General features: G+C 63.4%; 23 protein-coding genes. 15 read left to right on the top strand and 8 right to left on the bottom strand.

Features of this window, described 5'->3' with window-relative positions; translation table 11 throughout:
* The first annotated feature begins 58 nt into the window (after positions 1 to 58).
* The 4 genes from CS1BSM3_RS20895 to CS1BSM3_RS20880 all read left to right on the top strand — a co-directional run bounded on the left by CS1BSM3_RS20895 (position 59) and on the right by CS1BSM3_RS20880 (position 6,740).
* On the top strand, positions 59 to 1,429 hold the full coding sequence (locus CS1BSM3_RS20895; RefSeq protein ID WP_072390402.1) for an FAD-binding oxidoreductase: 1,371 nt from the start codon (positions 59 to 61) through the stop codon (positions 1,427 to 1,429).
* Between the two features lie 430 nt (positions 1,430 to 1,859).
* On the top strand, positions 1,860 to 4,166 hold the full coding sequence (locus CS1BSM3_RS20890; RefSeq protein WP_072390399.1) for a Tex family protein: 2,307 nt from the start codon (positions 1,860 to 1,862) through the stop codon (positions 4,164 to 4,166).
* Positions 4,167 to 4,280: 114 nt separating this feature from the next.
* Positions 4,281 to 5,366, top strand: coding sequence for a C45 family peptidase (locus tag CS1BSM3_RS20885; RefSeq protein WP_083528774.1), 1,086 nt, complete (start codon positions 4,281 to 4,283; stop codon positions 5,364 to 5,366).
* Positions 5,367 to 6,125: 759 nt separating this feature from the next.
* Complete coding sequence (locus CS1BSM3_RS20880; RefSeq protein WP_244540577.1) at positions 6,126 to 6,740, top strand: Crp/Fnr family transcriptional regulator; 615 nt, start codon at positions 6,126 to 6,128, stop codon at positions 6,738 to 6,740.
* Between the two features lie 32 nt (positions 6,741 to 6,772).
* On the opposite strand, the gene CS1BSM3_RS20875 is transcribed toward CS1BSM3_RS20880, so the two are convergent.
* A complete protein-coding gene (locus tag CS1BSM3_RS20875) occupies positions 6,773 to 7,801 on the bottom strand; it encodes a LuxR C-terminal-related transcriptional regulator (protein ID WP_083528773.1) in 1,029 nt (342 codons plus the stop codon).
* Positions 7,802 to 8,163: 362 nt separating this feature from the next.
* Here CS1BSM3_RS20875 and CS1BSM3_RS20870 point away from each other — a divergent pair, with 362 nt between their 5' ends.
* Positions 8,164 to 9,111 (top strand): helix-turn-helix domain-containing protein, encoded by a 948-nt coding sequence (locus tag CS1BSM3_RS20870; RefSeq protein WP_072390395.1) that lies wholly within the window; start codon positions 8,164 to 8,166, stop codon positions 9,109 to 9,111.
* 77 nt (positions 9,112 to 9,188) lie between these two features.
* On the opposite strand, the gene CS1BSM3_RS28360 is transcribed toward CS1BSM3_RS20870, so the two are convergent.
* On the bottom strand, positions 9,189 to 9,344 hold the full coding sequence (locus tag CS1BSM3_RS28360; RefSeq protein WP_174263745.1) for a hypothetical protein: 156 nt from the start codon (positions 9,342 to 9,344) through the stop codon (positions 9,189 to 9,191).
* Between the two features lie 122 nt (positions 9,345 to 9,466).
* Positions 9,467 to 9,610 (bottom strand): hypothetical protein, encoded by a 144-nt coding sequence (locus tag CS1BSM3_RS28355; RefSeq protein WP_174263744.1) that lies wholly within the window; start codon positions 9,608 to 9,610, stop codon positions 9,467 to 9,469.
* Between the two features lie 313 nt (positions 9,611 to 9,923).
* Between CS1BSM3_RS28355 and CS1BSM3_RS20865 the strand changes: the two genes are divergently transcribed.
* The gene (locus CS1BSM3_RS20865) at positions 9,924 to 10,214 is read left to right on the top strand and encodes a hypothetical protein (RefSeq protein ID WP_072390393.1); all 291 of its coding nucleotides are present in this window, start codon (positions 9,924 to 9,926) and stop codon (positions 10,212 to 10,214) included.
* Positions 10,215 to 10,252: 38 nt separating this feature from the next.
* Positions 10,253 to 10,453, top strand: coding sequence for a hypothetical protein (locus CS1BSM3_RS20860; protein WP_072390391.1), 201 nt, complete (start codon positions 10,253 to 10,255; stop codon positions 10,451 to 10,453).
* Between the two features lie 334 nt (positions 10,454 to 10,787).
* Here CS1BSM3_RS20860 and CS1BSM3_RS20855 read toward each other — a convergent pair whose 3' ends face one another.
* The 5 genes from CS1BSM3_RS20855 to CS1BSM3_RS20840 all read right to left on the bottom strand — a co-directional run bounded on the left by CS1BSM3_RS20855 (position 10,788) and on the right by CS1BSM3_RS20840 (position 16,346).
* Complete coding sequence (locus CS1BSM3_RS20855; protein WP_072390389.1) at positions 10,788 to 12,932, bottom strand: peptidase domain-containing ABC transporter; 2,145 nt, start codon at positions 12,930 to 12,932, stop codon at positions 10,788 to 10,790.
* Positions 12,929 to 14,173, bottom strand: a complete 1,245-nt coding sequence (locus CS1BSM3_RS20850) for a putative HlyD family type I secretion protein (RefSeq protein WP_072390387.1) — start codon at positions 14,171 to 14,173, stop codon at positions 12,929 to 12,931. Before CS1BSM3_RS20850 ends, CS1BSM3_RS20855 begins: the two co-directional genes overlap by 4 nt.
* Before the next feature lie 49 nt (positions 14,174 to 14,222).
* The gene (locus tag CS1BSM3_RS20845; protein ID WP_072390385.1) at positions 14,223 to 15,743 is read right to left on the bottom strand and encodes a 2Fe-2S iron-sulfur cluster-binding protein; all 1,521 of its coding nucleotides are present in this window, start codon (positions 15,741 to 15,743) and stop codon (positions 14,223 to 14,225) included.
* 150 nt (positions 15,744 to 15,893) lie between these two features.
* Entirely contained in the window at positions 15,894 to 16,070 is a 177-nt protein-coding gene (locus tag CS1BSM3_RS28350) for a hypothetical protein (protein WP_174263743.1), read from the bottom strand.
* A gap of 66 nt (positions 16,071 to 16,136) precedes the next feature.
* Positions 16,137 to 16,346, bottom strand: coding sequence for a hypothetical protein (locus CS1BSM3_RS20840; RefSeq protein ID WP_072390383.1), 210 nt, complete (start codon positions 16,344 to 16,346; stop codon positions 16,137 to 16,139).
* 483 nt (positions 16,347 to 16,829) lie between these two features.
* Between CS1BSM3_RS20840 and CS1BSM3_RS20835 the strand changes: the two genes are divergently transcribed.
* The 8 genes from CS1BSM3_RS20835 (at position 16,830) to CS1BSM3_RS20800 (ending at position 26,607) form a co-directional block, all read left to right on the top strand.
* Positions 16,830 to 19,088, top strand: coding sequence for a DUF3141 domain-containing protein (locus CS1BSM3_RS20835; protein WP_072390382.1), 2,259 nt, complete (start codon positions 16,830 to 16,832; stop codon positions 19,086 to 19,088).
* Positions 19,089 to 19,136: 48 nt separating this feature from the next.
* Positions 19,137 to 19,565, top strand: a complete 429-nt coding sequence (locus CS1BSM3_RS20830) for a hypothetical protein (RefSeq protein WP_072394195.1) — start codon at positions 19,137 to 19,139, stop codon at positions 19,563 to 19,565.
* Positions 19,566 to 19,604: 39 nt separating this feature from the next.
* Entirely contained in the window at positions 19,605 to 20,582 is a 978-nt protein-coding gene (locus CS1BSM3_RS20825) for a phosphate acetyltransferase (protein WP_072390380.1), read from the top strand.
* A 3-nt stretch (positions 20,583 to 20,585) separates the two neighbouring features.
* Positions 20,586 to 21,800 (top strand): acetate/propionate family kinase, encoded by a 1,215-nt coding sequence (locus tag CS1BSM3_RS20820; protein WP_072390377.1) that lies wholly within the window; start codon positions 20,586 to 20,588, stop codon positions 21,798 to 21,800.
* Positions 21,797 to 22,579 (top strand): enoyl-ACP reductase FabI, encoded by a 783-nt coding sequence (gene fabI / locus CS1BSM3_RS20815; RefSeq protein WP_072390374.1) that lies wholly within the window; start codon positions 21,797 to 21,799, stop codon positions 22,577 to 22,579. The genes CS1BSM3_RS20820 and fabI overlap by 4 nt, the downstream gene beginning before the upstream one ends.
* Before the next feature lie 202 nt (positions 22,580 to 22,781).
* Positions 22,782 to 23,414 (top strand): (2Fe-2S)-binding protein, encoded by a 633-nt coding sequence (locus tag CS1BSM3_RS20810; protein WP_072390371.1) that lies wholly within the window; start codon positions 22,782 to 22,784, stop codon positions 23,412 to 23,414.
* The gene (locus tag CS1BSM3_RS20805; RefSeq protein WP_072390368.1) at positions 23,411 to 24,388 is read left to right on the top strand and encodes an FAD binding domain-containing protein; all 978 of its coding nucleotides are present in this window, start codon (positions 23,411 to 23,413) and stop codon (positions 24,386 to 24,388) included. Before CS1BSM3_RS20810 ends, CS1BSM3_RS20805 begins: the two co-directional genes overlap by 4 nt.
* On the top strand, positions 24,385 to 26,607 hold the full coding sequence (locus tag CS1BSM3_RS20800) for a xanthine dehydrogenase family protein molybdopterin-binding subunit (protein WP_072390365.1): 2,223 nt from the start codon (positions 24,385 to 24,387) through the stop codon (positions 26,605 to 26,607). The genes CS1BSM3_RS20805 and CS1BSM3_RS20800 overlap by 4 nt, the downstream gene beginning before the upstream one ends.
* The last annotated feature ends 27 nt before the right edge of the window (positions 26,608 to 26,634 follow it).

The following is a 26,634-nucleotide window of genomic DNA, read 5'->3' as shown; positions in this document are numbered from 1 at the left end:
TTGCTTGTCCTTGCAATCGGCGGAAGCATGGTCCGAGCCGTTGCACGAGGAGATCGTCATGTCTTCGATATCAGCCATCACCGAGGCCACCGCTGCGCTGGCGCCGACATTCACGGGAGAGCTGCTGCAGCCGAAGGATGCGGGCTACGATCAGGCGCGCAGGGTGCACAACGGGCTGATCGACAAGCACCCGGCCCTGATCGCCCGTTGTCGTGGCGTGGCCGATGTCGTGGACGCCATTGCTTTGACCCGCAAGCTCGGGCTCGAGCTCGCCGTGCGCGGAGGCGGCCACAACGTCGCCGGCCGCGCGACTGTCGACGGCGGCGTGATGATCGACCTGTCGCTCATGAAGGGTATTCACGTCGATGCCAGGGCGCGCACCGTTCGGGCCGAAGGCGGAACGACCTGGGCCGAGGTCAATCGGGCGACGCAACTGCACGGGCTCGCGGTCACGGGCGGCGTGGTTTCGAGCACCGGCGTCGCCGGCCTGACGCTCGGTGGCGGGTTCGGCTGGCTGATGGGCAAGCACGGTCTCGCGCTCGACAACCTGCTCTCCGTCGAGATGGTCACCGCGGACGGGAAGGTCGTGACCGCGAGCGCGTCGGAGGAGCCCGATCTGTTCTGGGCCGTGCGCGGCGGTGGCGGCAATTTCGGCATCGTCACATCATTCGAGTTCCGGCTCCACCCGGTCGGGCCGACCGTCACCGGCGGTCTCGTCGCCCATCCTTTCGAGCGCGCCCGCGAGACCCTGCGTTTCTTCCGCGACAGCACGCGCGCGCTCCCGGACGAGCACATCCTGTTTGGCGGCCTGATCCATGCGCCGGACGGCAACAAGCTCGCGGCGATGGTCACGTGTCACAGTGGACCGCTCGCTGACGGCGAAAAGGCGATGCGCCCGCTGAAATCCTTCGGCACGCCGGTCATGGACGTTCTCGGGCCCATGGCGTACTCCGCGCTCAACAGCATGCTCGATGCCGCATATCCGAAGGGGGCGTTGAACTATTGGAAATCGAGCTTCCTCGCACAATTGAGCGACGAGGCCATCGACGCCTTGATCGCCTGCTTCGCGCAATGCCCGACGCCCATGGGGCAGGTGCTGATCGAGCACATGCACGGCGCAGCCACCCGCGTGGGACCGACCGAGACGGCCTATCCGCATCGCGCTGAGGGCTACAATCTGCTGGTTCTGTCCGAGTGGACGAGCCCGGCCGACAACGAACGCTGCATCGCCTGGGCCCGCGACACGTATTCCCGTATGCAGCCGTTTTTCGGCGCCGCGCGCTATGTGAACTATCTCGGTCACGACGAGAGCAGCGAAGCTCTCGCTGCCGCCTATGGCGTAAACTATCGCCGGTTGCGACAGGTGAAGGCTCGCTTCGATCCCGCGAACCTGTTTCGGATGAACCACAACATTGAGCCGCTCGGCTAGGCGCCATCCGATGCCGTCGAGCACCATGCTTGGCGGCTTTTGGCGCAGGAGCGTCGGGGGCCGTACCCTGCGCTGGAGATGGGCCGGCCGGTGACCCCGGCGGTGGTGAGGGCGCCGCAGTGGGTGCACTGGCATGCCTCCATGGCATTTTGAGCGGCCGCACCCGTCCCTCCGGGCAATGAAGGCCGTTGGATCAATTGGCCCTCTTGGGGTGTTCTGCATTGCGCGGAGGCGGAAAGCGCTTCGAGCGTTTATGTGTTAGTGCGGGGAGGGTGTAGCCAGGTTCCAAAACTACGAAACTGGAGGGCGTGGGTCCGAAACCTTCCCGGCGCGCTGGCCACACCGTCGCCCTTTGCGCCGGGCCATACTTCCGGCGCCGACGCGAATCGGCAATGTAACCGCCCTCAATTTTCGTAACGCGAAGGCCATCATGAACAGCATCAATCAGCGCATCGCGACCGAGCTTGGCGTCGGCGTCGCCCAGGTGGCCGCGGCCGTGGAGCTGCTGGGCGAAGGCGCCACCGTGCCGTTCATCGCGCGCTATCGCAAGGAGAAGACAGGCAGCCTCGACGATACACAGCTCAGGAAGCTGGAGGAGCGCCTCGGTTACCTGCGCGAGCTCGAAGACCGCCGCGCCACTGTGCTCAAGAGTATCGAGGAACAGGGCAAGCTCACGGCGGATCTTGCGCGCGCCGTCAATGCCGCCGAGACCAAGGTCGCGCTGGAGGACCTGTATGCGCCCTACCGGCCCAAGCGCCGCACCAGGGCGCAGATTGCGCGCGAGGCGGGCCTCGAGCCTCTGGCCGATGCGCTGCTCGCCAACCCAACGCTCGACCCGCAGGCGGAAGCCGCGAAGTTTATCGCAGAGGACAAGGGTATTGCCGACGCCAAGGCGGCGCTCGACGGTGCGCGGCACATCCTCGTCGAACGCATGGCCGAGGAGCCGAAGCTCGTCGGCACATTGCGCGAGTGGGAGTGGAGTGAGGGCATCCTCACCTCCAAGGTCCTGGAGGGCAAGAAGGAGGAAGGTGCGAAGTTCGCCGACTACTTCGACTTCGCCCAGAGCATAAAGGAAATTCCCTCTCACCGCGCGCTCGCCATGCTGCGCGGCCGCAACGAAGGTGTTCTCGATCTCCACATCGATGTGCCGCACCAAGCCGACAGGCCCCACCCGGCCATCCTGAAGGTGATGACCGCATTCAACATCGCCGAGCGCGGGCGCCCCGCTGACGGGTGGCTTGCCGATACGGCGCGCCTCGCCTGGAAGGGCCGCATGGCCGCATCCATCGGCGCCGACCTGCTGACGCGCCTCAAGGAGCGGGCTGATGCCGAGGCCATCTCCGTCTTTTCCAAGAACCTGAAAGACCTGCTGCTGGCCGCGCCGGCTGGCCCGCGCGTCACCATGGGGCTCGATCCGGGCTTCCGTACGGGCGTGAAGGTTGCGGTGGTGGATGCCACTGGCAAGCTGGTCGATACCGACACCATCTATCCGCACGAGCCCAAGCGCGATTGGCGAGGCGCGCTGGCGACGCTGGCGGCGCTTTGCATGAAGCACAAGGTGGACCTGGTCAGTGTCGGCAATGGCACGGCAAGCCGCGAGACCGACAAGCTCGCTGCCGAGCTGATCGCCAAGACACCGCACCTGACGCTTACCAAGGTCATGGTTTCGGAGGCCGGCGCGTCCGTCTATTCCGCCTCGGAACTGGCGGCGAAGGAGTTTCCGGATGTCGATGTGTCGCTGCGCGGCGCCGTCTCCATTGCGCGGCGCCTGCAGGACCCGCTGGCGGAGCTGGTGAAGATCGAGCCCAAAGCCATCGGCGTTGGCCAGTACCAGCACGACGTCGACCAGGGCGGTCTCGCCAAGTCGCTGGATGCGGTGGTCGAGGATTGCGTGAACTCCGTGGGCGTGGACGTGAACACGGCCTCCGCCCCGCTGCTTGCCCGTGTGTCGGGCCTCAACCAGACGCTCGCCTCCAACATCGTTGCCTTCCGCGACGAGAACGGCGCCTTCAAGACGCGCACGGCGCTGAAGAAGGTGCCGCGACTCGGACCCAAGGCCTTCGAGCAGGCGGCCGGCTTCCTGCGCATCATGAACGGCAAGAATCCGCTCGACGGCTCGGCAGTGCACCCGGAGGCCTATCCGGTGGTGGAGAAAATCTCCGCGGCCACCAGCCGCCCCCTCAAGTCCATCATCGGCGACCGCGCGTTCCTGAAGTCGCTCAAGCCCGCGCAGTTCGCCGACGAAACCTTCGGCATTCCGACGGTCTCCGACATCATCGCCGAGCTGGAGAAGCCCGGGCGCGACCCGCGGCCCGAGTTCAAGACCGCCACCTTCACGGACGGTGTGGAAAAGATCGCCGACCTCGAGCCCGGCATGCAGCTCGAGGGTGTCGTGACGAACGTGGCGGCCTTCGGTGCGTTCGTGGACATCGGCGTGCACCAGGATGGCCTCGTGCACATCTCGGAGCTGGCGGACCGCTTCGTGAAGGACCCGCGCGAGGTGGTTAAAGCCGGCGATGTAGTGAAGGTGCGCGTGAAGGAGGTGGATGCCGGCCGCAAGCGCATCGCGCTCACCATGCGGTCAGGCCCGATCGACCGCACGGCAGCCCCGAGCGGCGGTAACGCGCGCACATCAGCGCCGGCCTCGGGTGCTCGCAACAGCGCCCCCTCGCCGCAGGCCGCTCCGGCCGAGAGCGCGCTTGCGGCCGCCCTGCGCCGCGCGCAGGAACGCAAATAGAGCTGCCGCCCCTGCTGTCATCCTGGCGAAACCGATCCCTCCCATACGGGTCGTTGACGACACAGGATGATCGCTGCGGGATCGGCCATAGAATGAGCACGGGCTCTCGCCAGCATGGGCGCGTCGACCAATGCGCGCTGCGATGCCGGCAAAGTCGAAATGCGTGGCCAGCCAACCGAATACTTGCTACTCGATCCTGAGATCATGAAGCGTTTGCCCAATATTCTCGTCTGCGACGTCGGCCCGGATTTTCCAATCGAGGTCGCAAGCCAGGTTGGCGGTCGCGCCTACGCGCTCCTTACCGCGGCAACGAGCCATGTCTCCCAGCGCACGCTGCGCATCGCCGACGCGATCTCCCGTCACTGGTTGAGGCGCAATGGCTCGCCCTATCTCTCCGAGATCGAGGTGCTGGCGAAGGGGGCAAGACGCCCCGGCATCTACTATCTGAATACGTCATACGAATGGGGCTGCACGACAGCCGCGCGCGCCTCGGCGGACGGCAAATCGGCCTTGCTGCAACGGACGCTGGATTGGGAAGTGAGCGGCATCGGGCGCTACGTCGTGGCGGCGCGGATCGCCAACCCGCTCGGTACGTGGATATCCTTCACGTGGCCCGCCTTCACAGGCGTCATCCAGGCCGTAGCCCCGGGAAGATTTGCCGCTGCCATCAATCAGCCGACCCTTCCCAGGCGCCTGGGTGTCGAAGCCCTTGACCGCCTGATTACGCGCGCCACCATCTGGAATTCGAAGAATCTCCAGCCTGCCCACCTTCTGCGCCGTGTATTCGAGACGGCCCCCGACTTCGAGGCGGCGCTCGCCATGCTGCAATCGACGCCCATCACCACCCCGGTCATCTTTACGCTCGCGGGGCTCCGCCCCGAGCAGACCGCGACGATCGAGCGTCTGCCGGAGGCGCACATCACACTCAAGGACGCTTTCGCCGTCAATGAATGGCGGGCCACGCTTCCTGCGGTGCGCCATCACAAGGCATTCGAGAATGAAAGCCGTCTCGTGGCGATCCGTACTGCATCGGCCGCCTGTGAGCCGGACTTTGAGTGGGTCCGCTGGCCCATTCTCAATGCCGACACCCGGCTCGCGCTGATGGCCAACGCGGCGACTGGCGAGATCCTCGCGCGTGGCTACGAGCATGGCGCCCCGGCGACGCGCACGCTCACCCTGCACGAGCACAACCCGTCGTAGTCGCCCTCAGCTTGAGCGCCGCTCTTCCGGGCCAAGCGCTCAAGAAGGCGCACATCGCTGACATCGCGGCGAAGTGCGCCGATGCGCTCAACTATTTGCCGCGGTGATCACGCACCGGCAGAGGTCGATTATACCGATCGCAAGACCCGCCCACCTGGCCGCCTTGGCGGCACGGCCTGACACCCCGATTCGGCGCCTGACGCTTTGGCGCCTCACCTCGATGATCACGTGTCACGCGATAGGAGGTGCTCGGGCTGCGCTTTGCGACCAGTGCGGGACTGCCGCTGCGCTGAGCCGACGTGCTGAACTTCGAGCTTGCGGCTGCCGGACGGTCTCCGCCGCCTTTGCGCGCATCCGCTGAGTGAATGGGAAGGAGAATTGCCGCGCCCAGCGCGAGCACGGCGGAGAATTTCATCATCAGTGGGGCTCGGGTAATCATGTTGCGCTCCAACATTTGGTGTCAGCTTGCCGGCGTCGACCGCTCAGGCGTTTGGCCGAGCGGATGCCGACGAGCGACATGCGTTGGCGGGCCAGTAACACGTTCTCGATCTCGCGACTTCAACCGATCGGCTGACGCGCGCGCACGAAATGTCTGCCAGAACGTGCTCGCGCGGCGCTCGCGCAAAGCCGACGCAGCGCCTTCACAATCACGAACGGCAGATCACGAAGTCCATGACGCGATTGCTTACCGACCTTCTTGGCGCGCCCCCCCTGTTCTCCTCTCTTGATCAGGCCGATCGAGAGGCAATTGCAGCTCGCATGCGGCCAGTCCAATTCGACGCCAATCAGACGATATTCGAGCGCGGAGAGACCGGGCGGAGCACATACCTCGTCATCAAAGGGCGCGTTCGCTTGTCCATACTGACAAGCGACGGCCGCGAACTTTCACTCGTGCACGCCATCCCAGGAGGCATTTTTGGCGAGATAGCAGCACTCGATGGCCGTGAGCGAACCGCGACGGCTACGGCGATTACACGCGTTGAAGCGATGGCCCTTTCGCAGAGCTCATTTCTGGAGATCGTGGCATCAAATCCGAAGGTCGCGAGGGCGACAATACTGTTCCTGTGCTCGCGCCTGCGAGATACGGATGAAAGATTCGAGGCGATCGCCCTCCATCGCATTGAAGTGCGTCTCAGTCGCCTGCTGCTTTCGACGATCCGAACCACCGGGTCGCGACACAACACCAACAGCGTGCCCCTCGATCTCGGAATGTCGCAGAGCGAGCTCGCGCTCCTCGTCGGTGCCAGCCGATCGAAGGTCAACCGCGCCCTGATGCTGCTCGAGGATCTCGGAGCCATTCGTCGCTCCGGCTCGACTATCGTCTGCGATATCGCGACGCTGAACGATATCGCAGACGCAGGAGGCACTATCTGATCGGCATATGAACGGGAGAGGGCTATCGAGAGTTAGACTGCGGCCAGAGGACTGCTGAAGCGCTCGACAAGCCTGACGAGCTCTGCCTGTCGCCCGGCGCCCGTCTTCTGAAACAGGCGGTGAAGATGTGTCTTGACCGTCGCTTCCCCGATCCCCAGGGCTTCTGCCGCTTCCGCCACTCCGCTCACCTGCACGATCGTCAGAAGGACACGAAGCTCGCCTGGCGTGAGGCTGAAGGCCTTGGCGATGGCCTCCGCCGGCGCCGGTGCTTCCGCCGACACGCTGTGCAAGAACATGGCAGCCGCCGCCGCATGGGAGCCGCCCGCGCGACGTCGTGCGCCCCCAGTGAGAGGAAGCACGTGCGCGACGTACTGATCGCCGCTCGTGGCACTCATGGGGACGGCAATTCCCTTCAGGCCGACAGCGGCATCACCTTGCCCCGATGCGGCGAACACCTCGCTGAGAGCCTGCTGCGCGCGGGCTTCTCGCGCAACGAGCTTGCCGCCACGCGCACGCAGAACCGTGCCATCAGCCAGCATCGATCGGGCGCTGGCATTGGCATGGACGACGCGAGCGCTATCATCGACGAGAAAGAGGCCTGCGTTCAGTCCGTCGAGCGCGGTTGCCAGCGTAGCGGCCTCGGCGGTTCGCATTTCTATTGTCCGGCTGACGAGTAGCGCGCGCCGGATATGAGGAACGATGAGGCGCATGCGCTGGCGCGTGGCGTCGTCAACCAGGCCATCCCGCTCATGGCGGAACACACCAAACATCGACGTGGTGGTCGAGGATTTGTCGAGTGATGCACTTACGAAGTCCACGACGCCCTGTGGACGGGCCCACTCCTGATAGAACCGCGTCTCGACGAATTCATCGTACTCGATAAGGTCCGCCGTGCTGATCGGCTCCTCGATCTTCGCGAAGTAGTGTCCGGCCGACATGGGGTCCAATTTGATATACTTCTCGAAGTAAATCCTCTTGAAATGGGGCGAGATGCCACCGTCGTCATAGTAAATGCCGCCAGTCTTGCTTTTGGGATCTTTGCAGAATACAGCCGCGGCCATTCCCCTTACGAAATGCTTTGTTTCCTCAAGCGTTTCGGCCCAAAGAGCGGGGTCCAGCGAGGCGTCGTAGATTTTGCCGACTAAGTTGGAAAGGGCTTCTTGGTCGTGCACGCGCACTCTCCTTCAGGCACCGGATCAATGCAAACAGGCATCAAACCTGTATTGCGGAGTTGATTCCCGTTCGAATTTGCCCGATACGGCCGCTCATTCTTGCGAGGAGCGTTCCCTACGGAGCATCCAGCCACTGCGAGGCGCCCGCATAACAAGGGCGCAACAATATTGTCTTGGCCAGGAGCGCAAGCCGAATTGGTCAAGAGCGCAATTGATGATCGGGAGCGGGCAAACGAGCCCGAGAGAGCGGCATGGCCACTTGGTCGACGGCTACTGTGCAGTCGCGGGAGCGTTTCTCGTACTGGCGAGAGGTGGTGTGTCAGACAGTGCTCAGCGTGTCGACCGAGCATCCGGCGAACGGCTTCTCGGCGAGCATTGCCAGCAGAACTTTCGGCAACTTGCGGTTGGCTTCATTCGAGTCCACCTCTCACGGGATCGTACGCAACAATTGCCACGTCGCGGCAGCGCCTGAAGCCAGCTACCTGGTCAGCCTCCAGATCCGGGGTCGCAGCAATATCACTCAGGGAGAGGAGAGCTTCTGCCTTGAACCCGGGGAGATCGCCATTGTCGACAGCGAACGGCCGTTCCGTGTGGGCTTTCCCGACTCGGTCCATCGCATCCTGGCGATAGTTCCGCGCGAAATGCTCAGCCAGCGCGCGCCCTGGATGAAGGACGCCCGATCTTGCCGCAAGCTCACGCTCTCGGGGCCTTACAGCGATCTCGCGCGGCGGCACTTGCTTCATCTCACGGGAGGCGATGACGATCTCAGCACGAGCGAAGCCGTCCTGATGGTCGAGAACCTCTGCAATCTTTTGACTCTGGCGAGTGCGCGGGAAGTCAGGCCGAACAGCCTCGCTCCGGAACTGATGATGCAGTCAATTCTCACTTTCTGCCGGCAGCATTTGCATAATCCCGAGCTTTCCCCGTCGCTCGTGGCCTCGCATCTCGGCATTTCCGTGCGCACGCTTCAGCTACGCTTTCAGCAGAGTGGGAAGAGCTTCGGTCGCTGGCTTCTGGAGTGCCGTCTGGAAGCGTGCGGCAAGGATTTGAAGGACCCATTCAAGCAGGGCGATAGCATCTCGACGATCGCCTACCGTTGGGGCTTCAACGATCTGTCTCACTTCAATAAGGCATTTCGGGCCCGTTTTGCGATGTCTCCAAGCCAGTGGCGGCTGGGCAATCAAATCTCCTCTCTCTGAGGGCAACAGACGAAGCGGCGGCGCAGCCTGATGCCGCCCCGCCGCTTGATGGATTGCCTCCTGGACTGGCGGGCGCGCTATTTCTGCGTCCTGCGGCTGCCGGCGATGTAGATCGGATAGAGAAGAGCCGTCGGTATCATCACCACCCCACCGCTAACGCTGGCGACCTCCATCGCGGAGAGCGTGCGACACGCCTCGGCCTTCTGGCGTCGCGATTGATCGTTCGTCTGCATGCAAGTTCTCCAACTGAATTCTGGTTGATCTTTCTCTTCGCCCATCCATCGCCGGCTTGGGCGATCTCGAACTCATTGTCTGAAAGGTATTCGAGCAGGCCATGACTGGCCTGCTCGATGAACTAATGCTTGGCTTGCGAGAAGGCGAAGCGCGCGACCGCCATGATGATCGGGAACCAGGCAATGCCGCCGGAAACCTGCTGGATCTCCGACGCGGAGAGCTCCTGGGGCTGCGACTGCGTACCAATCGTGTCCTTCGTGTTCATAGTCATTTCCTTTCGGGTGTGAGTTTCAGTGCGTGTCCGACCAATCGGCCACGCGTCCACAATGTCGTTTGCGCTTCGTGTGCGCTGTCCCTCAGGGCACGCCGCGAAGTTGAAGTGGACGTTCCCAGGCGGAAGCAGCATCTGCGCGGAGCTCCATCGCACGTGCGGGCATGGGCTTTGGCTGCCGTCCGACCGCCTCCAACAAGCAGCCGCAAGATTCTCTCGCCTCGTGCCCTAGGCGACAGCGCGCCGGACGTTGTTGCGAGATGCTCCGATCGTGCAAAGGGCACAGAACACAACTCTGGAGATTGAGATGACCAATACGAACGAGCAGACGGCCATGGGCGAGCATATCCGCCTTCGCAATGAAGACGGGATTGCCGACGCGTCGGGCAATGACAGCTTCGGCGCAGATATTCGCTCACTTGGCGCAGCGGAAGTGGAAGAGGTCTCGGGAGCGCTCGGCCCTCTTCTGATCGCGATGGGTATTGGGACGGTGCTTGGTGTCGTTGCTGCCGTGGCTACCGCTCCGAGCAGGGGAGGTGGTAGCGGCATCACCTGGCAGCAGATCTTGGATACGGCTCAGGGACGCCCGCGGACCTGATCGCTCTTCGAAACTTCAACACATTTGGGAGAACACAGATGAGCAATCTCACGAACAACAGCCGCCGAACAGCCAAGGATGGTGTTCGATCACTCTCCGCCTCCGAGCTTGATACGGTGACGGGCGGCGTGGCACTCAATCCCTTCACCAACGAAGGCTGCATCAGGATCATCCGCGGGCCAGGGCCTGTCTACAACCCGTGGCTCGATCCTTCTAGTCCAGAGCGCCGGATGATCTGAGATCATTCCGAGCTCAGTTGCGAGGGGCGGGCCATTGCTGGTCCGCCCCTTTTTTTATGGAGACGGCCTCCGCAAGAACACTTGCGATCATCTCCCACTTGGTCCCGACCGCGTTCGTGCCGAGTGTGGCGGTAGGCGCGACGAGGCAGGTCGGTTTAGGGCGCGCGCGCTGTAGGCCCTTGGATTGCGCGCGCGCATGAGCGCCCTTGCCACGAGCTACATCAAGCGAAGTCGTTTGCGGGCCGGCTGCCGAGTACGAGCTTCGCAAAAATACCGAGGCGCAGTCGTTGTTGCTCGCTGCTTATTGCCTCGGTGTCCGATGAGAGTGAAGGAGCTACGGGGCCGCGACGGCTGCCGCGAGCGGGCTATGTCCTGATCCATACTGGACTTCCTTGAGCCGACGCCCGCCGACCTCGTAAACGCGCTTCGCCCGTCGCAGAAGTGCAGGCCGGTGCGCCACGACAATGCGCGTGATCGGCATCTGGTCGATGAGATCCGCGATCAGCTCCTCATTCTGCTCGTCGAGATTGGCGGTGCCCTCGTCGAGAATGAGGATCTTCGGCTGGCGATAGAGCGCGCGCGCGAGCAGGACACGCTGGCGCTGGCCGCCGGAGAGCGTCGAGCCCATATCGCCGACGAGCGTCAGATACTGCATGGGCATGCGAACAATATCATTGTGCACTTGCGCGGCCACGGCAGCAGCGACGACCCGCTGCATGTCGAGATCGGGATCGAACCCGCCGATGTTGTCTGCGAGCGTGCCGGACAGAAGCCGATCGTCCTGGGCGACGACGCCCACCTTCTCGCGCCAGGCGCGCCACCGCTCCGCCGTCGCGCGCTGCCCGTCGAGCTCGATCATCCCATCGGAGGGCTGGTTGAGACCGAGAAGGAGTTTCAGAAGCGTGCTCTTGCCGCCGCCGGATGCGCCGTGAATGGCGACATAGTCACCAGGCGAGATCTCGAGGTTGATGTCCTCGAGCACCAGCGGATCCGTTGCGCCATAGCGGAAGGACACGTCTTTGAGGCGCACGTGTCCTCTCACCTCCGCAGGCTCGGACGAGGCGCCAGAGAGTTCCGTCGGCGTCGTCACGATATCGGCGAGGCGGTCGAGATGCAGACGCAGAAAGCGAAACTGCATGAGCTGATTGACGAGCGCATTGGCGCGGTCCGTGAACGTCTGCCGGTACGAGAGGAACGAGAACAGCATTCCGACCGAGAAGCCCTGACCGTCGAGGATGAGGCGGCCGGCGACATAGATGACGATGACCGTCTGCAGGCCCGTCACGATGCTCTGAATGAGGGACTGTGAGATGGTGAGCTTGCCGACGGCAATGCTGGCATTCGTGGAGTCGGCGTGCAGGTTGCGCCATCCGCTCTCGCGTACGGCCTCCCGCCCGAGAAGCTTGAGTGTCGTCGCAGCCCGCACGCTCTCCATGAGGTGCGTCTGTTCCTTCGCTTCGGCGAGAATCTCTTCCTCCATGCGCTGCTTCATGCGCGGGAATAGGGCGAGGTTCAGCGCCATGTTGATCAGCACGGCGGCGATGACGATCATTGCCAGCGTCGTCGAATAGAAGAACAGGATGACCGCGGCGACGCAGGCCATGATGCCGTCGATGACGGTGCCGACAACACCCTGCGTAATGGCATCCTGGATGGGTTTGGTCGAGCCGAGGCGCGAGATGATGTCGCCGGCATGTCGTTTCTCGAAATAGTCGCTCGGCAGACGCAGCAGATGGCGCACGAGATTGCCGGAGATCTGGAAGCTCAGGAGATGGCCGAAGACCCTGAGCGCCCACGAGCGGAGCGCTTCGATAGCCGCCTGAATGATGACGAGCGCACCAAAGCCGAGCGCAATCACCGTAAGAAGGTCGCGGTCCACACTGGCGAGCGCCTCATCGACGACAAGCTGCATCTGCAGGGGCGCGACGAACGTGACGATCTGCAACGCGACCGACAGGACGAGGACCTGGGCGAGGGCGGGCCACCAACCCGTCATTCTCGACCACAGCATGGAGAGCTTCATCGGCATCCGCGCCGAGACCGGCTCGAATGTCTCGGCCCGTGCGAGCTCCAGCACGACGCCCGTGAAGTGCTTCGAGAACTCCTCAGGGCTGAACACGCGCACGCCGAGCGCCGGATCGTGCACGACGAGCTTGCGGCGGCCGACGCTCTTCAGAACGACGAAGTGGTTGAGGTCCCAATGCACGATGGCTGGAAGGCGGACTTTGTCGAGCGCGCCGAGCTCGACGCGAAGCGCGCGCGTCGAGAAGCCGAGCTTGTCCGTGATCTCCATCAGGCTCTTGAGCGACGCGCCGGCGAGCGAGAGGGCATAGCGTTGGCGCAGGCCGTTCAGGTCCACATCGTGGCCGTGGTAGCGGGAGATCATGGCGATGCACGCAAGGCCACACTCGGCAGCTTCGGAGGCCGTGATAACCGGCAGGCGACGACCGCCGAAGTGCAGTTCGTCCAGAATGCTCATGACCTCAGCCCCACGGCATAAATCGGATCAAACAGCCAGCGCAGCAGACTGCGCCGATCGAACACAATCTCCGCCGAGGCAAGCATTCCCGGCTGCAAAGGAATGGCCTGCCCGTAAGCCATCATGCTCTCACGCATGAGCGACACGCGAATGCGGAAGACGGGCTCATCGACACGCAAGCCTTGAAAGCCGATCTCCGCAGGACTGATCACGGTGCTCGAGACCGTGCGTATGGTGCCGCGAATGGTACCGAAGCGCTGATAGGGAAAGGCCTGGAGGCTGATCTCGACATCCTGCCCGGGCTGAATGAAGCCGATGGCGCGGGATGGCGCCAGCAGCTCGGCTTCGAGCTTGCCGCCGACGGGAACGACCACCGCGATCGTTCCGCCGGCAGCAATGGGCTGACCCGTTGTCACCGGCAGCGCGGCAACGCGGCCGCTCACCGGCGCGGTGACAAACTGGAGGCGTCGCGCCTCGGCTTCGGCGCGGCGCTGCTGAAGGCTCGCCTGAGCGCTCGATGCCTCCGAGCGCGCGGCATTGATCTCGAGCGGGATCGAGGCGAGGCGTCCCTTGATCTCCGCGATCGCGCTTTCGATGCTGGCGAGCTGGCGATGGTGTGACGCGAGCTCCTGCTCCGCCGAGAGAACGGCGAGACGCCGGGCATCGACCTCGCGGCGCGCGAGAAAGCCCTTGTTGGCGATCTCTACGCCGCGCGCGTATTCGCCGCGCGCAATCTCGAGACGCTGCTCCTGAAGTCCGACCTGGATCGTGATCTGCTTGTGCTCGGCTTCGCTCTTGGACAGGCGGATGTTCGCCTGCTCGCGCTCCACTTCGAGCTGAGCGAGGCGCGACTCGGCTTTTGTACGCGCGGCGAGCGTCTCCGAGGTCAGTCCCTGCGAGATCACGTCGCCGACATTGCCTGCGGCCGTCTCGGTCGACATGCTGAGGACTGCAATGCGATCCCCGGCCGAGACGACGTCGCCTTCCTTGACAATGAGGCTCTGGAGCGTGGCCGACGCGGGAGCTGCCGCGCGGATCATGCCTTGATCAGGGATGAGATAGCCGGCAACCGTCGCCTTCCGCGAATACGTGCCGAGGGCGGCGAATGTTGCTGCAGCGAAAACGATTGCCGTGAGCAGCAGGCCCAGCGTGCGCACCGACAGTGGCGTCGCCAGAACGACCTGCCCGTCCAGGCGCCGCGTTGCGTGCGCGACAGCTTCTCTTCGGAATAGCTCGCTCATGTGGACCTCATGCAGGTCAGCAGGTCTGAGTATGATGTGCGTGAGAAATTCATTGTATCGCCGCTCGCGCGTCTGCTTTCAGCTCGGGTTCTTCAGGCTGCAAGGCTTCCTCCATGAGATCGAGCTCCCTTGCAGCCAGATCGGAGACCAGCACGTAGGAGACGCGACCAACGCTCAATGTGCGCACGTGGTAGCCATTGTGCTGACCGCGCATGGCGAGCGGCGACGCGTCATCGAGCGCGGATTGGAAGAGCGTGACGGGGCGCCCGCTTCGCCGGAAGATGATCGCTGCCTTCGGCTGATCGGCGAGGTACTCGACGCGCGCGCCTTCGAGAGAAAATCCTGCAGCCGAAAGATCCTGCACCGGGCCGGCCTCTTGTCCGCTGTCCTTCAACCACTTCTCAATGGCGACTGGATCATGCGACGACATATCGACGAGATGCTCACCGGTGACGCCGCGCACGTGCGCGGCGACAACTTCCTTGAAGTCGAAGAAGCTTTCCTGGGGCGGCCCTGGGACTGCCGGGCGGCTGACAATGGCGACCGACAGATCCGCTGAGGGTCGAATCTGACAGGCCAATCTGATGTTGCTCGGCGCGCTGATGGAGGCGAGCGTGACAGCTTCCGCGCCGGTCGGTGGTGGCAGGCGATCCTGGCCCTTCTCGATGCGCACGCGGCACGTGGAGCAGCGCCCGCGGCCGCCGCAGACCGAGGCATGCGGGATGCCCGCAGCACGGCTGAGCTCGAGCAGGGTCTTGCCCGGCGCGGCCTCGATGGTCGGGCCATCGATGAAGCTGACGCGAACGGGCTTGCTCAAGATCTTGCGCGAGAGCTGACGTGATATGGCGAGCCCGATGACTCCGGCCACGATCGCATAGAAGATCATGCGCACGGTGACGCGCAGCCAGGCGAGGACGGCACTGTCCTCGGCATTGGGCCAGTTCGATCGGGTTTTGAGCGCCGCGAGAGCCTCGGGATCGCTCATGATGTCACCGGCCGTGCGGCCGGCAACGGCAAATCCCGCCAAGGCGAGGATGGGAATTGCGATGGCCAAGACCAGAAGTGCCGGCGCGACCCGGCGATAGGGGTCCGACAGGCGCAGCCAGTAGTGCAGGCCGAGACATCCGTGCCCCCAGACCGTCAGCATCAGAAGCGCTTGAAATTCGGCACTGTCGGGCCACAGGCGTACGAGCTCATAAAGGTAGCTGTCCTCGACCCTGAAGAACTGATGCGCAATGCGCGTGTTCACGATGTGCGGGAACAGGAAGAACGGGATGGCGAGCCCGAGCAGGATCTGCACGGCCTCCCAACGGGGCATACGCCATGTCTTCCGCCGCGCCGTCTTCAGCAGGGCGAGCGTGATGTGGGTGACAAGCGCGGCGCCCAGGATCAAGGTGCCAACGGCCGATCTCGTTATGGCCGTGCGGAGATGCTGAGCGTCGTGCATGAGTTCGAGGCTCACCAGTCCGAGCGCGTGATTGAGGAAGTGGGTTGCGGCAAAGGCAAACAGGACCAGCCCGGATACGAGCCGGAGTTTCTGCTCAAAGCTGCCTCGCAAGTATACGTGCATTGCCCCGGTCCCCCGCCTCCAGGCTCCTACAACATAGGCCGCAGCGTCAACGGTTCTGGGTATGTACCACTGCGATTCTGCTGCTTTAGAGGGTAGGGGGCCGGCGGCGCGGACCCTTGGAGTGGTCGCGCGCCGCCTGCCAGGGGCTTCTCACTTGAGGTGATCGTCGGGACGATTGTGAGGGCCCCGGGCGGGCTTCGGATCGTTGCCGCCGAAGATGCTCTTCAGCCATGAAATGAGGCCGGCGCCGGATGTGGCTTCGATTTCATCGAGGCTCAGCTCGCGAAGCTCGGCAGTCTGGGGGGCCTTGTTGAGATCCTTAAGCATCGTAGTTCTCCTTGGTGGGTGGGTTGAGGTGGTGGTGAGGTGCTGCGGTAGTTGGTGGAAACGGGACTAGAGGGGGACCTGGCCTGCGCGCTCGGGCGTGCCGGGCGTGATCCAGGGATTGAAGATGATCACAGGCACACCGAAGTCGGTGAAATCGCGCGGGTTGGTCGTGCAGTCGCCGAAGACGATGACGGCCCTCACGCGCGCGCCGGCGACGGCGTCAATTTCTTCGTGGGTCAAAGACCGAAGCTCAGGATTCTTGCTGCTGTGGGTCATGGCAGTGTCTCCCGTGACGTGGCCGCCTGTTGGCGTCTCGAAGCTCGCCTTCGATGGAGCCAATATGTCATCGGGGAGAGGCCGCCGCTGTTCCTGGGGGAACAGGTCCAAAAAACTTTAGCCTAGGCCAATTGAGGAGAGGCCGGCGGGCGTCCGCCAGGCCCCTGCGGCCTCGCGGAACTGGCAGCTCGGCGCTTGGTGCTGTCGGGATGACATCAACAGCACAGCCGTCAATAACGACGGCTGATCGTCAGAGCTCTCGCATCCGACGGCGCGTTGATCGCGTGGTGCTGTCGTGCCCGCTCACGTCAGTACCCCACCAAGGGAAGACCGGGAGAAACCCGGATGGCAACGGCGGAGCGCGGTAGTTAGCGTTAACTCAGACAATGCGAGCCTGTCGGATCCCTCACAGCCTGCCCTCTGCACTGTGATTGATGTCTTAGAGCACTGCTTGGGCGAATGAAGGCGCAACGGTGTCACTCCATGAACCAGCGCACATCAGCCGATTTTCGAGAGCACGCACGCCCGTGGCCGTTCTTCGACACGGTAACGGACTATTGGACGGACGCCTTTCAGCGCACGGCTCTCTTTCTCAATGTGATGGCGGAGCGTGGTGAGCGCTACGCGACTCATGCGGCAAAGGCCGCCCCGCACGTCTTGAAATTCGAGGTCGAGCTCGTCATGGACGGGCGCCAACTCGCACGCCCGGTGAACTATGTCCTGGCGCGCGTTGTGCCACCTCGCGACTTCTACCTCGATCAGAGAAAGCGGCCCTTCGTCATCGTCGATCCGCGGGCCGGCCACGGCCCTGGTATTGGCGGGTTCAAGGCCGACAGCGAGATCGGCGTCGCGATCAAGGCCGGTCATCCCTGCTATTTCATCGGCTTCCTTCCCGATCCTGTGGCAGGCCAGACAATCGAGGATATTGCGCGCGCGGAAGCGACATTCCTGGAGCATGTGATCGCCCGCCACCCCGAGGCTGAAGGTAAGCCGGCAGTGATCGGAAACTGCCAGGCAGGGTGGGCCGTGATGATGCTGGCCGCCATGCGCCCGGAATTGTTCGGCCCGATCATCATCGCGGGCTCGCCGCTCTCCTATTGGGCAGGCGTTCATGGCAAGAACCCCATGCGCTATACGGGCGGCCTTCTCGGCGGCACATGGCTCACAGCGCTGATGGGCGATCTCGGCAACGGCAAGTTCGACGGCGCCTGGCTGGTGACGAACTTCGAGAACCTGAACCCGTCGAACACATACTGGACGAAGACCTACAATCTCTATTCGAAGATCGATACCGAGGGTCCCCGCTACCTCGAGTTCGAGGAGTGGTGGGGCGGGCACGTCATGCTCAATGCGGAGGAGATGCAGTTCATTGCCGACGAGCTGTTCGTTGGCAACAAGCTCTCATCCAGTGGCATCGCGGCCTCCGACGGAACGCGCATCGATCTGCACAACATCAGATCGCCGATCGTCATCTTCTGCTCCAAGGCGGACAACATCACGCCACCTCAGCAGGCCTTGGACTGGATACTCGACCTCTACAAGAGCGTCGATGAGATCCGTGCCGACGGGCAAACCATTGTCTACGCCCTGCACGATACCATCGGCCATCTCGGCATTTTCGTCTCCGCCTCCGTTGCGAAAAAGGAGCACGACGAGTTCGCCAGCAATATCGATCTGATCGATGTGCTGCCGCCTGGCCTCTACGAAGCCGTGCTGACGCCCAAGAGCGATGTCGACCCCACGTCGGACCTCGTGGCGGGAGACTACCTGGTCCGCTTCGTAAGCCGAACTTTGGAGGACATCCGCGCGCTCGGGGGCAACAGCGAGGAGGACGAGCGCTGCTTTGCCGCGGCGGCGCGCGTATCCGACATCAATCTCGGCCTCTATCGAACATTCATGCGGCCCTGGGTTCGCAGCATCGCCAATGACGGCGTGGCAAGCTGGATACGCAATCTCCATCCCTTGCGACTGCAGTACGAGATGTTCTCCGCCAAGAACCCCCTCCTGCCGCCCATGGGGGCGCTCGTGGATATGGCAGAGGACTATCGCCGGGTCGTGCCCGCCGACAATCCGATGTGGCGTGCGCAGGAGCAAATGTCCGAGCAGATAGAAAAAGGCCTCGATGCCTATCGCGACTGGCGCGACGCCATGTGTGAGGCGACCTTCTACGCGATATATGGCGCGCCGCTGCTCCAGGCGCTTGTCGGGCTCAAAGCGTCCGATCGCCAGGTCCGCGAGCAAGCGGGCGAGGACGGCGCGCGCCGTGCCCTCGTTGCGCGGCGTATCGAAGAGCTGAAGCGCGCCATTCCGGACGGCGGCCCGCGCGAGGCGGTCACGCGGGCCCTCCTCTACGTGCGCATGCCTGAAGGTGTGGCGGACGAGCGCGGCTTCAATCTTCTGCGGCAAGTGCGCGAGGAAGCGGGGCGCGGCATGTCGCTCAGCGACTTCAAGAAGCTCGTGCGCGAGCAGTACTTCATGCTTCAGCTCGACGAGCGGACGTGCCTGGATACGATACCGGAGATGCTGGCGGAAGACCCCGAGCTCGCCGCCGATCTGATCGGTCGGCTACGTCGCATCGTCAATGTCGTCGGGCAATCGACCACGCGAGAGAGATTGGCAGGGATCGAGCCGCTGCTACGGCTCGACGACAGGCGGCGCCCAGCCCGACACAATGGTGACGAGCCGCCTCACGGCAGATCCTCGATGACGTCGAGACCGCAAGAGCCGGGCCACAGGAACTAGTGTGATGTTCGGTGCTCTTTCGAGCAACCACAAATGAGGACGCGTATCATGCCTGGTTTCCTCAACCCACGCGATCTGAAGGAGATGACCTCCGAAGCTGAATCCGCCAAGATGGACGAGGAGCGGCAATACAAGCTCAAGCAGGAGAAGATGAAGAAGGAGCTGCACGAGGCCTTCTTGTCGCGAGAGCTGCATCCCAATGTCGTCAAGCGTATCAACGATGCCATCAGCATCGCTGCGAGGCAGGGCCAGCATCAGATCGAGGTTCTGACTTTCCCATGCCAGTACTGCAATGACCGCGGCCGGCGGATCAACAACAGCGATGCTGACTGGCCCGACTCCCTCGAAGGCTTCGCGAAGAAGGCATACGAATTCTACGCCAGGGAGCTCAAGCCCCTGGGGTTCAAGCTGACCGCGGAAGTGATCAGCTTCGAGGGAGGTGTGCCAGGAACCATCGCCATGAATCTCAAGTGGTGAAGGGACCGTTCATGGCGGCCAGCGTGTGAGTACATCAGGATGGCCAAGGCAACAGCTCAACTCAAGTCACCGACGCAGCTTCATGCTCGCCAGCACGCCAAGTACGAGCGCCTCATCGATGTGGCCAAGACCAAGCCGCCATTGTGGACGGCTGTGGCGCACCCGTGCGACGAAAGCTCTCTCAGCGGCACCATCGAGGCTTTTCAGGCCGGCTTGATCATGCCGATCCTGGTCGGCCCGGCCGGCAGGATCCGCGGCATCTCCGAGAAGCTCAATCTCGACATCAGCGGCATCGAGATTGTCGATGCGTCGCACAGCCAGGCTTCGGCGGAGAGGGCCGTTGCGCTCGTGCGCGAGGGCAAGGCCGAGCTGCTGATGAAGGGCAGTCTCCATTCGGATGAGATCCTCGGCGAGGTCACGAAGCGGGATGGTCTTCGGACGGGGCGGCGCGTGAGCCATGTCTTCATCATGGACGTTCCCACGCATAGTCAGACCCTGTTCATCACGGATGCGGCCGTGAATATCGCGCCGGATCTGATGGCCAAGCGCGACATCGTGCAGAACGCGATCGACTTGTTCGTGGGGCTCGGCCTTGGCACGCCCAAGGTCGCCATACTGTCCGCCGTTGAAACTGTGAGCGTGGCTATCCCCTCGACCATCGAAGCGGCGGCGCTGTGCAAAATGGCGGATCGCGGGCAGATCACGGGCGGCGACCTGGATGGTCCCCTCGCGTTCGACAATGCCATCAGCGAGGAAGCCGCGCGGATCAAGGGCATCAAGTCCTCGGTTGCCGGAAAGGCGCAGATCCTCGTCGTGCCGGATCTGGAAGCCGGCAACATGCTCGCGAAGAATCTGTCCTTCCTCTCCAATGCCGATGCTGCAGGTATCGTGCTCGGCGCACGCGTGCCGGTCATTCTGACGTCACGCGCCGACAATCTTCGAACGCGCCTCGCGTCCTGTGCAGTGGCGTCTCTTCTCGCTTACAGCCAGAGAACCGGTCGGCCCATACAGAGCTGAGCCATGAGCAACGCGATCTTCGTGGTGAATGCTGGAAGCTCGAGCATCAAGTTCCAGCTCTTCTCGGTCGACGGGGATGGTGAGTGCCGCCGGCTGATGAAGGGGGGCTTCGACGGCATTGGCTCGCTGCCGCATCTTTTCGCCGCCGATGGCGATCAGACGCTCATCGACCAGACTTGGGAAGCCGATGAGATCGACGGTGTTTCAGATGCGTTGGACGAAGTCGTCAAGTTTGTGAGGGCGTACAGCAGCGGCGATCTGCCGATTGCCGTCGGTCACCGCGTCGTACACGGCGGGCCAGACTACAGCGCACCGACCATCGTGAACGAGGCGGTGCTGCGCCAGCTCGAGAGGCTCGTTCCGCTGGCTCCCCTGCATCAACCGAACAACCTCGCTCCAATTCGACTGCTGCTCGAGAGGCAGCCGCATCTGCCGCAGGTCGCCTGCTTCGACACGGCCTTCCACCGGGGACACGCGGAAATCGCAGATCGCTACGCCATACCGGAGGATCTCTATGTCGAAGGGATCCGGCGCTATGGCTTCCACGGGCTTTCCTACGAATACATCGCCCAGAGCTTCGAGAGCCTCGCTCCGGAGCTCGTGGGCAAGAGAGTTATCGTCGCACATCTCGGCAGCGGGGCCTCCATGTGCGCGATGATGGGCGGCCGCAGCGTCGAAAGCACCATGGGCTTTACGGCGCTCGATGGTCTGCCCATGGGCACGCGGCCGGGACAGTTGGATGCGGGCGTGATCCTCTACCTCGTCGATCAGAAGCATCTCGGGTCCGGCGCGCTTGTCGACCTCCTCTACAAGAAATGCGGTCTCTTGGGGCTGTCGGGCATGAGCAATGACGTGCGTGAGCTGCTGGCCAGCACAGAACCTCGCGCGAAGATGGCGCTCGACTACTTCACCTACAGGATCTCTCTCTTCGCTGGGATGCTGGCTGCCGCAATGCGCGGCCTGGACGGCTTCGTCTTCACGGCAGGTATCGGCGAGCACGCGCCGAGCATTCGCGAGGCGGTCATCCGCCAGATGGATTGGCTCGGCGTGGAGCTCGATCCCGATGCGAACGAGCAGAGCGCGCTGCGCATATCTACGCGTGACTCCAAGGTCGGTTGTTACGTCATTCCAACCGATGAGGAGTTGATGATCGCGCGCCATACATGGCGCGTCGTGACGCAAAATGTCGAGAAGAGCGTTTGGGAGTTGCGAGCATGATCGACCTTTCGTCTCTCACGCTTCTGAAGGGGAAAAAGGCACTCGTCACCGGCATCGCCAATGACAAGTCGATTGCCTGGGGCTGTGCCAAGGCCTTCCAAACCTTCGGAGCGGATCTAGCGATTACCTATCTGAACGACAAGACACGCACCTACGTGGAGCCCTTGGCGCAGGAGCTTGGCGCATCCATATTTCTGCCGCTGGACTTGGGCCAGGGCAATCAGCTCGAAGCCGTATTCGAGAACATCGAGAAGAAGTGGGGCCGGCTCGATATCCTCCTGCACTCCATTGCCTTTGCACCCAAGGATGATCTGCAAGGCCGGGTCGTCGATTGCTCCAAGGCGGGATTTCTTCTCGCGATGGAGCTCTCGTGCTGGTCTTTCATCCGCATGACCAAGCTCGCGGAGCCGCTCATGAAGAACGGCGGCGTTGCATTCACGATGACCTATTACGGCTCGCAGATGGTCGTCGAGCACTACAACATGATGGGGCCTGTGAAGGCAGCACTGGAGTCGGCAACGCGCTATATGGCCGCCGAGCTGGGGCCGAAGAAGATCAGAGTGCATGCCATTTCGCCGGGTCCGCTCAAGACGCGCGCGGCATCCGGTATTTCCGATTTCGATGCCCTGCTGAGCAAGGCGGAATCCAAGGCTCCGACGCGAAGCCTCGTTTCGATCGACGATGTCGGTGTCGCGGTCGCCTTCCTGGCTACGGATGCGGCGAAGCTGATCACGGGCGATACGCTGTACATTGATGGCGGCTACCACATCATCGATTGAGGGCTGAGAGGCCGAAGCCCCGCACGTACTGGCGCATAGGGCCAGCTCGTCCTTGCAAAGCTGCCGCTTCGGCCGAGCCCCGTTGGTCGCTCTGCACGAAATCGCAGTTCGAGGGTGTCAGGTGAGGTCGACCCGATCGGCCTAGGGGGGATTGCATGGAAGTGGAAGAGAGAGAAACCATGAAAATGGAGTGATCATAGCCATGTCCACAGACGCAGAGCACACTGGAAGCCAGGGGCGCAGCGACCCTCCTGCGCGCGTAACGCGGCGCGCCGCATTGCAGACGGCAGCAAGTGCAGTGGCCTTCGCCACGGCGCCAGCGTCGAACGCCCAGCAGACTGGACCAACGACCTCTGCAGCGGCAGAGGGCAGCACCATTCGCCTCATCGTCAATGGCCAGCCGCGCACGCTCTCTGTCGATCCGCGCCAGTCGATCCTCGATATCCTGCGCGAGACGCTAGACCTCACGGGGACCAAGAAGGGCTGCAATGCAGGTGCGTGCGGCGCGTGCACCGTCCTTCTGAATGGCCAGCGGATCAATTCCTGCCTCGCATTGGCGGCGATGCACGATGGTGCCGAGATCACGACGATCGAAGGGCTCGCCAAGGGCGACGATCTGCATCCCCTGCAGCAGGCATTCATCGAGCGGGACGGCCTTCAGTGCGGCTACTGCACGCCCGGCCAGATCATGTCCGGTGTCGCCTGCATATCCGAAGGCCATGCGGGATCGGTGCAGGAAATCAAAGCCTGGATGAGCGGCAACATCTGCCGATGCGGTGCCTATGCCGGCATTGTCGAAGCCATCTCCGACGTCGCGAAAGGGGGCAAGCTATGATCCCTTTCAGCTTGCAGAAAGCGTCGAGCGTCGGTGATGCGATTGCCGCTGCGAGGGCCGGGGCGCGCTACATCGCGGGCGGCACGACGCTCGTCGATCTGATGCGCGAGGAGGTCGAACAGCCCGATCGCCTGGTCGACATCAATGCGCTGCCGTTGAAGCGCCTCCAGGCCGACGGAGACGATCTCGTCATAGGTGCTCTCGTGACGATGTCGGCGTGCGCGGCGCATCCGGACGTGAAGCGCCTGCAGCCGGTCATTTCCGAAGCGCTGCTCGAGGGTGCCTCACCGCAGTTGCGCAATCTCGCAACGATGGGCGGCAATCTGCTCCAGCGCACGCGCTGTCCGTATTTTCGGATGCTCGATGCCGGCTGCAACAAACGTACGCCAGACTCTGGATGCTCTGCGATGGACGGCTACAACGGCAATCACGCCGTGCTCGGCACGAGCAGTCATTGTCTCGCGACACATGCCTCCGATGTTGCCGTGGCCCTGGTTGCGCTCGATGCCACCATGCAGGTCCTGGGGCCGAACGGAGAGCGCACCTTTCCGGTCGAGGATCTGTTCCGCCTTCCCGGTACGACGCCGCATCTCGAGCACACATTGCAGCCTGGCGAGCTCATCACGGCTATCCGCGTGCCGGGTGGTCGGTACGCGCCGAGAGCCCGATATCTCAAGGTCCGCGATCGCTCATCCTATGAGTTCGCGGTCGTCTCGGCCGCTGCTCTGCTCGATCTGGAGAACGGTGTCATCCGCGAGGCGCGTATCGCGTGCGGTGGCGTTGGAACCAAGCCCTGGCGCATGCGTGCCTGCGAGCAGGCGCTGGCCGGTCGGCCGGCGGACCGCTCCTCGTTCGAGCTGGCGGCGCGCCTGTCTCTCGCCGGAGCGCAGGCCAGATCGGGCAACAAGTTCAAGATGGAGCTCATGCCCGCAACCATCGTCCGGGCCCTCGAACTGGCGAGAGATGTGCCATGAACCCGCAAGCCATTGGAAAGCCGCTCACCCGTATCGACGGGCGCGCAAAGGTTACTGGCGCGGCACGCTACGCAGCCGAGTTCAATCAGCCCAATCAGGCCTATGCAGTGATCGTCTCGAGCACGATCGGCCTCGGGCGCATCACGGGGATCGATCCGGCGGCCGAGCACCTGCCTGGCGTTCTGGCCATCATCAGCCATCTCAATGCGCCCCGCCTTCCGTACAATCCACACAAGGGCGGTATCGATCCTTCCTATGGCGAGCGCCTGCACGTGCTGCAGGATGATCAGGTGCGCTTCTATGGCCAGCCTGTGGCGCTCGTCGTCGCCGACACTCTGGTGCGTGCGGAGCGCGCGGCCGCGGCGTTGCGCATTACGTATGATGCGCAGCATCCGATCGTCGGCCCGCGCGACAAGCAGGCAAAGCCGATCGCGCCTGAAGCGGACGGCCGACTGGAAGCCGACAACGTTCGCGGAGATCCTGAGGCCGCCCTCGCGTCGGCGGCCGTGGCGGTCGATATCACGTCGGACATCGCGCGGCAGAACCATCATCCAATGGAGCCCCATGCAACTATTGCGGCATGGGATGGCGATCGCCTGACGCTCTGGAGCAAGAGCCAGTTCGTCGCCAACGAGCAGGAAGAGATCGCGGCGGTCTTCGGCATGGCACCAGAAAATGTGCAGGTGATCTGCCCCTTCGTCGGCGGCGCATTCGGAACGAGCCTGCGCACGTGGCCGCACGTCACTCTCGCCGCATTGGCCGCGCGGCAAGTGGGGCGGCCGGTCAAGCTCGCGCTCACGCGCCGACAGATGTCATTCACCACCGGGCATCGGCCACGGACACTGCAACGCATGGCGCTTGGCGCTACGCGCGACGGCCGACTGACCAGCATCATTCATGAGGGCACAGGCGAGACGAGCCGCTACGAGCAGTTCATCGAGTCGCTCACGTCCGGTACGGACTTCATGTATTCGTGCCCGAATGTGAGGACCCGCTACCGTCTGGTGCCGCTCGACACGGGCACGCCCACATACATGCGCGGGCCCGGCGAGGCGAGCGGCATGTACGCACTCGAGACAGCGCTCGATGAGCTCGCCTACAAGCTCGGGATCGATCCGATCGAGCTTCGCCGGCGCAACGAGCCTCGGATCGACGAGAGCACGAACAGGCCGTTCTCGAGCCGCTCGCTCATGGCGTGCTATGACATTGGCGCGGAGCGCTTCGGCTGGGCCAAGCGAACGCCCGAGCCGCAGTCCATGCGCGATGGGCGACTGTTGATCGGCATGGGCACGGCGACCGCGACATATCCTGCGATGCAATTCCCGGCCAGTGCGCGGGCGCGCCTTCTCGCCGATGGCACGGCGGAAATCGAGAGCGCGGCCAGCGATATGGGGCCTGGCACGTACACATCCATGACCCAGGTCGCGGCGGATACGCTCGGCATTCCTGTCGGGCGCGTTCGCTTCAGCCTCGGGAACTCGGATTTTCCACCAGCACCGCCGCATGGTGGATCGCAAACCATGGCGGCTGTCGGCTCGGCCATTCGGGCGGCCTGCCTCGCCGTCCAGGATCTGCTTGTCGAGCGCGCGGCCGCGAACCCGCGCTCGCCGGCGCACAACATGGGCAAGGAGGCATTGGAATGGGTCGATGGCCATCTGCGCCGGAAAGGAGGCGCGGCAAGCGGCCAGTCCTACGCCGAGATCGTTGGTGCTGCCGGCGGCGTGCCGGTTGAGGCGACCGTGAGCGTCGCGCGAGATCCCGAGATCGACAACAAGTACTCCATGCACGCTTTCGGCGCGGTGTTCGTGGAGGTTTCCGTCGATCCCGATGTCGGCATCGCGCGCGTGAGACGGGCGCTCGGGGCGTACGGTGCAGGACGCATCGTCAATCCGAGGCTCGCGCGAAGTCAGTGTCTGGGCGGCATGATCGGCGGCATCGGCATGGCCTTGATGGAGCACACGTCACTCGACGCACGCGATGGGCGCCCCGTCAACGCGCACATGGCAGAGTACTTGCTCCCGGTGAACCTCGACATTCCGGACTTGGATGTGCTGTTCGTCGACGAGGTCGATCCGCACGTCAATCCCCTTGGCGTGAAGGGGCTCGGCGAGGTCTCGCTCGTCGGCATGGCGCCGGCTATAGCAAATGCCGTCTTCCATGCAACCGGACGGCGCATCCACGAATTGCCGATCCGCATCGAGCACCTGCTCGGCGTTTAGGCTATCCGGCGGACGTACTGCGGCTTG

The organism is Hyphomicrobium sp. CS1BSMeth3, assembly GCF_900117415.1.
Taxonomy (GTDB): Bacteria; Pseudomonadota; Alphaproteobacteria; order Rhizobiales; family Hyphomicrobiaceae.
This window is presented reverse-complemented; position numbering and strand designations above follow the sequence as displayed.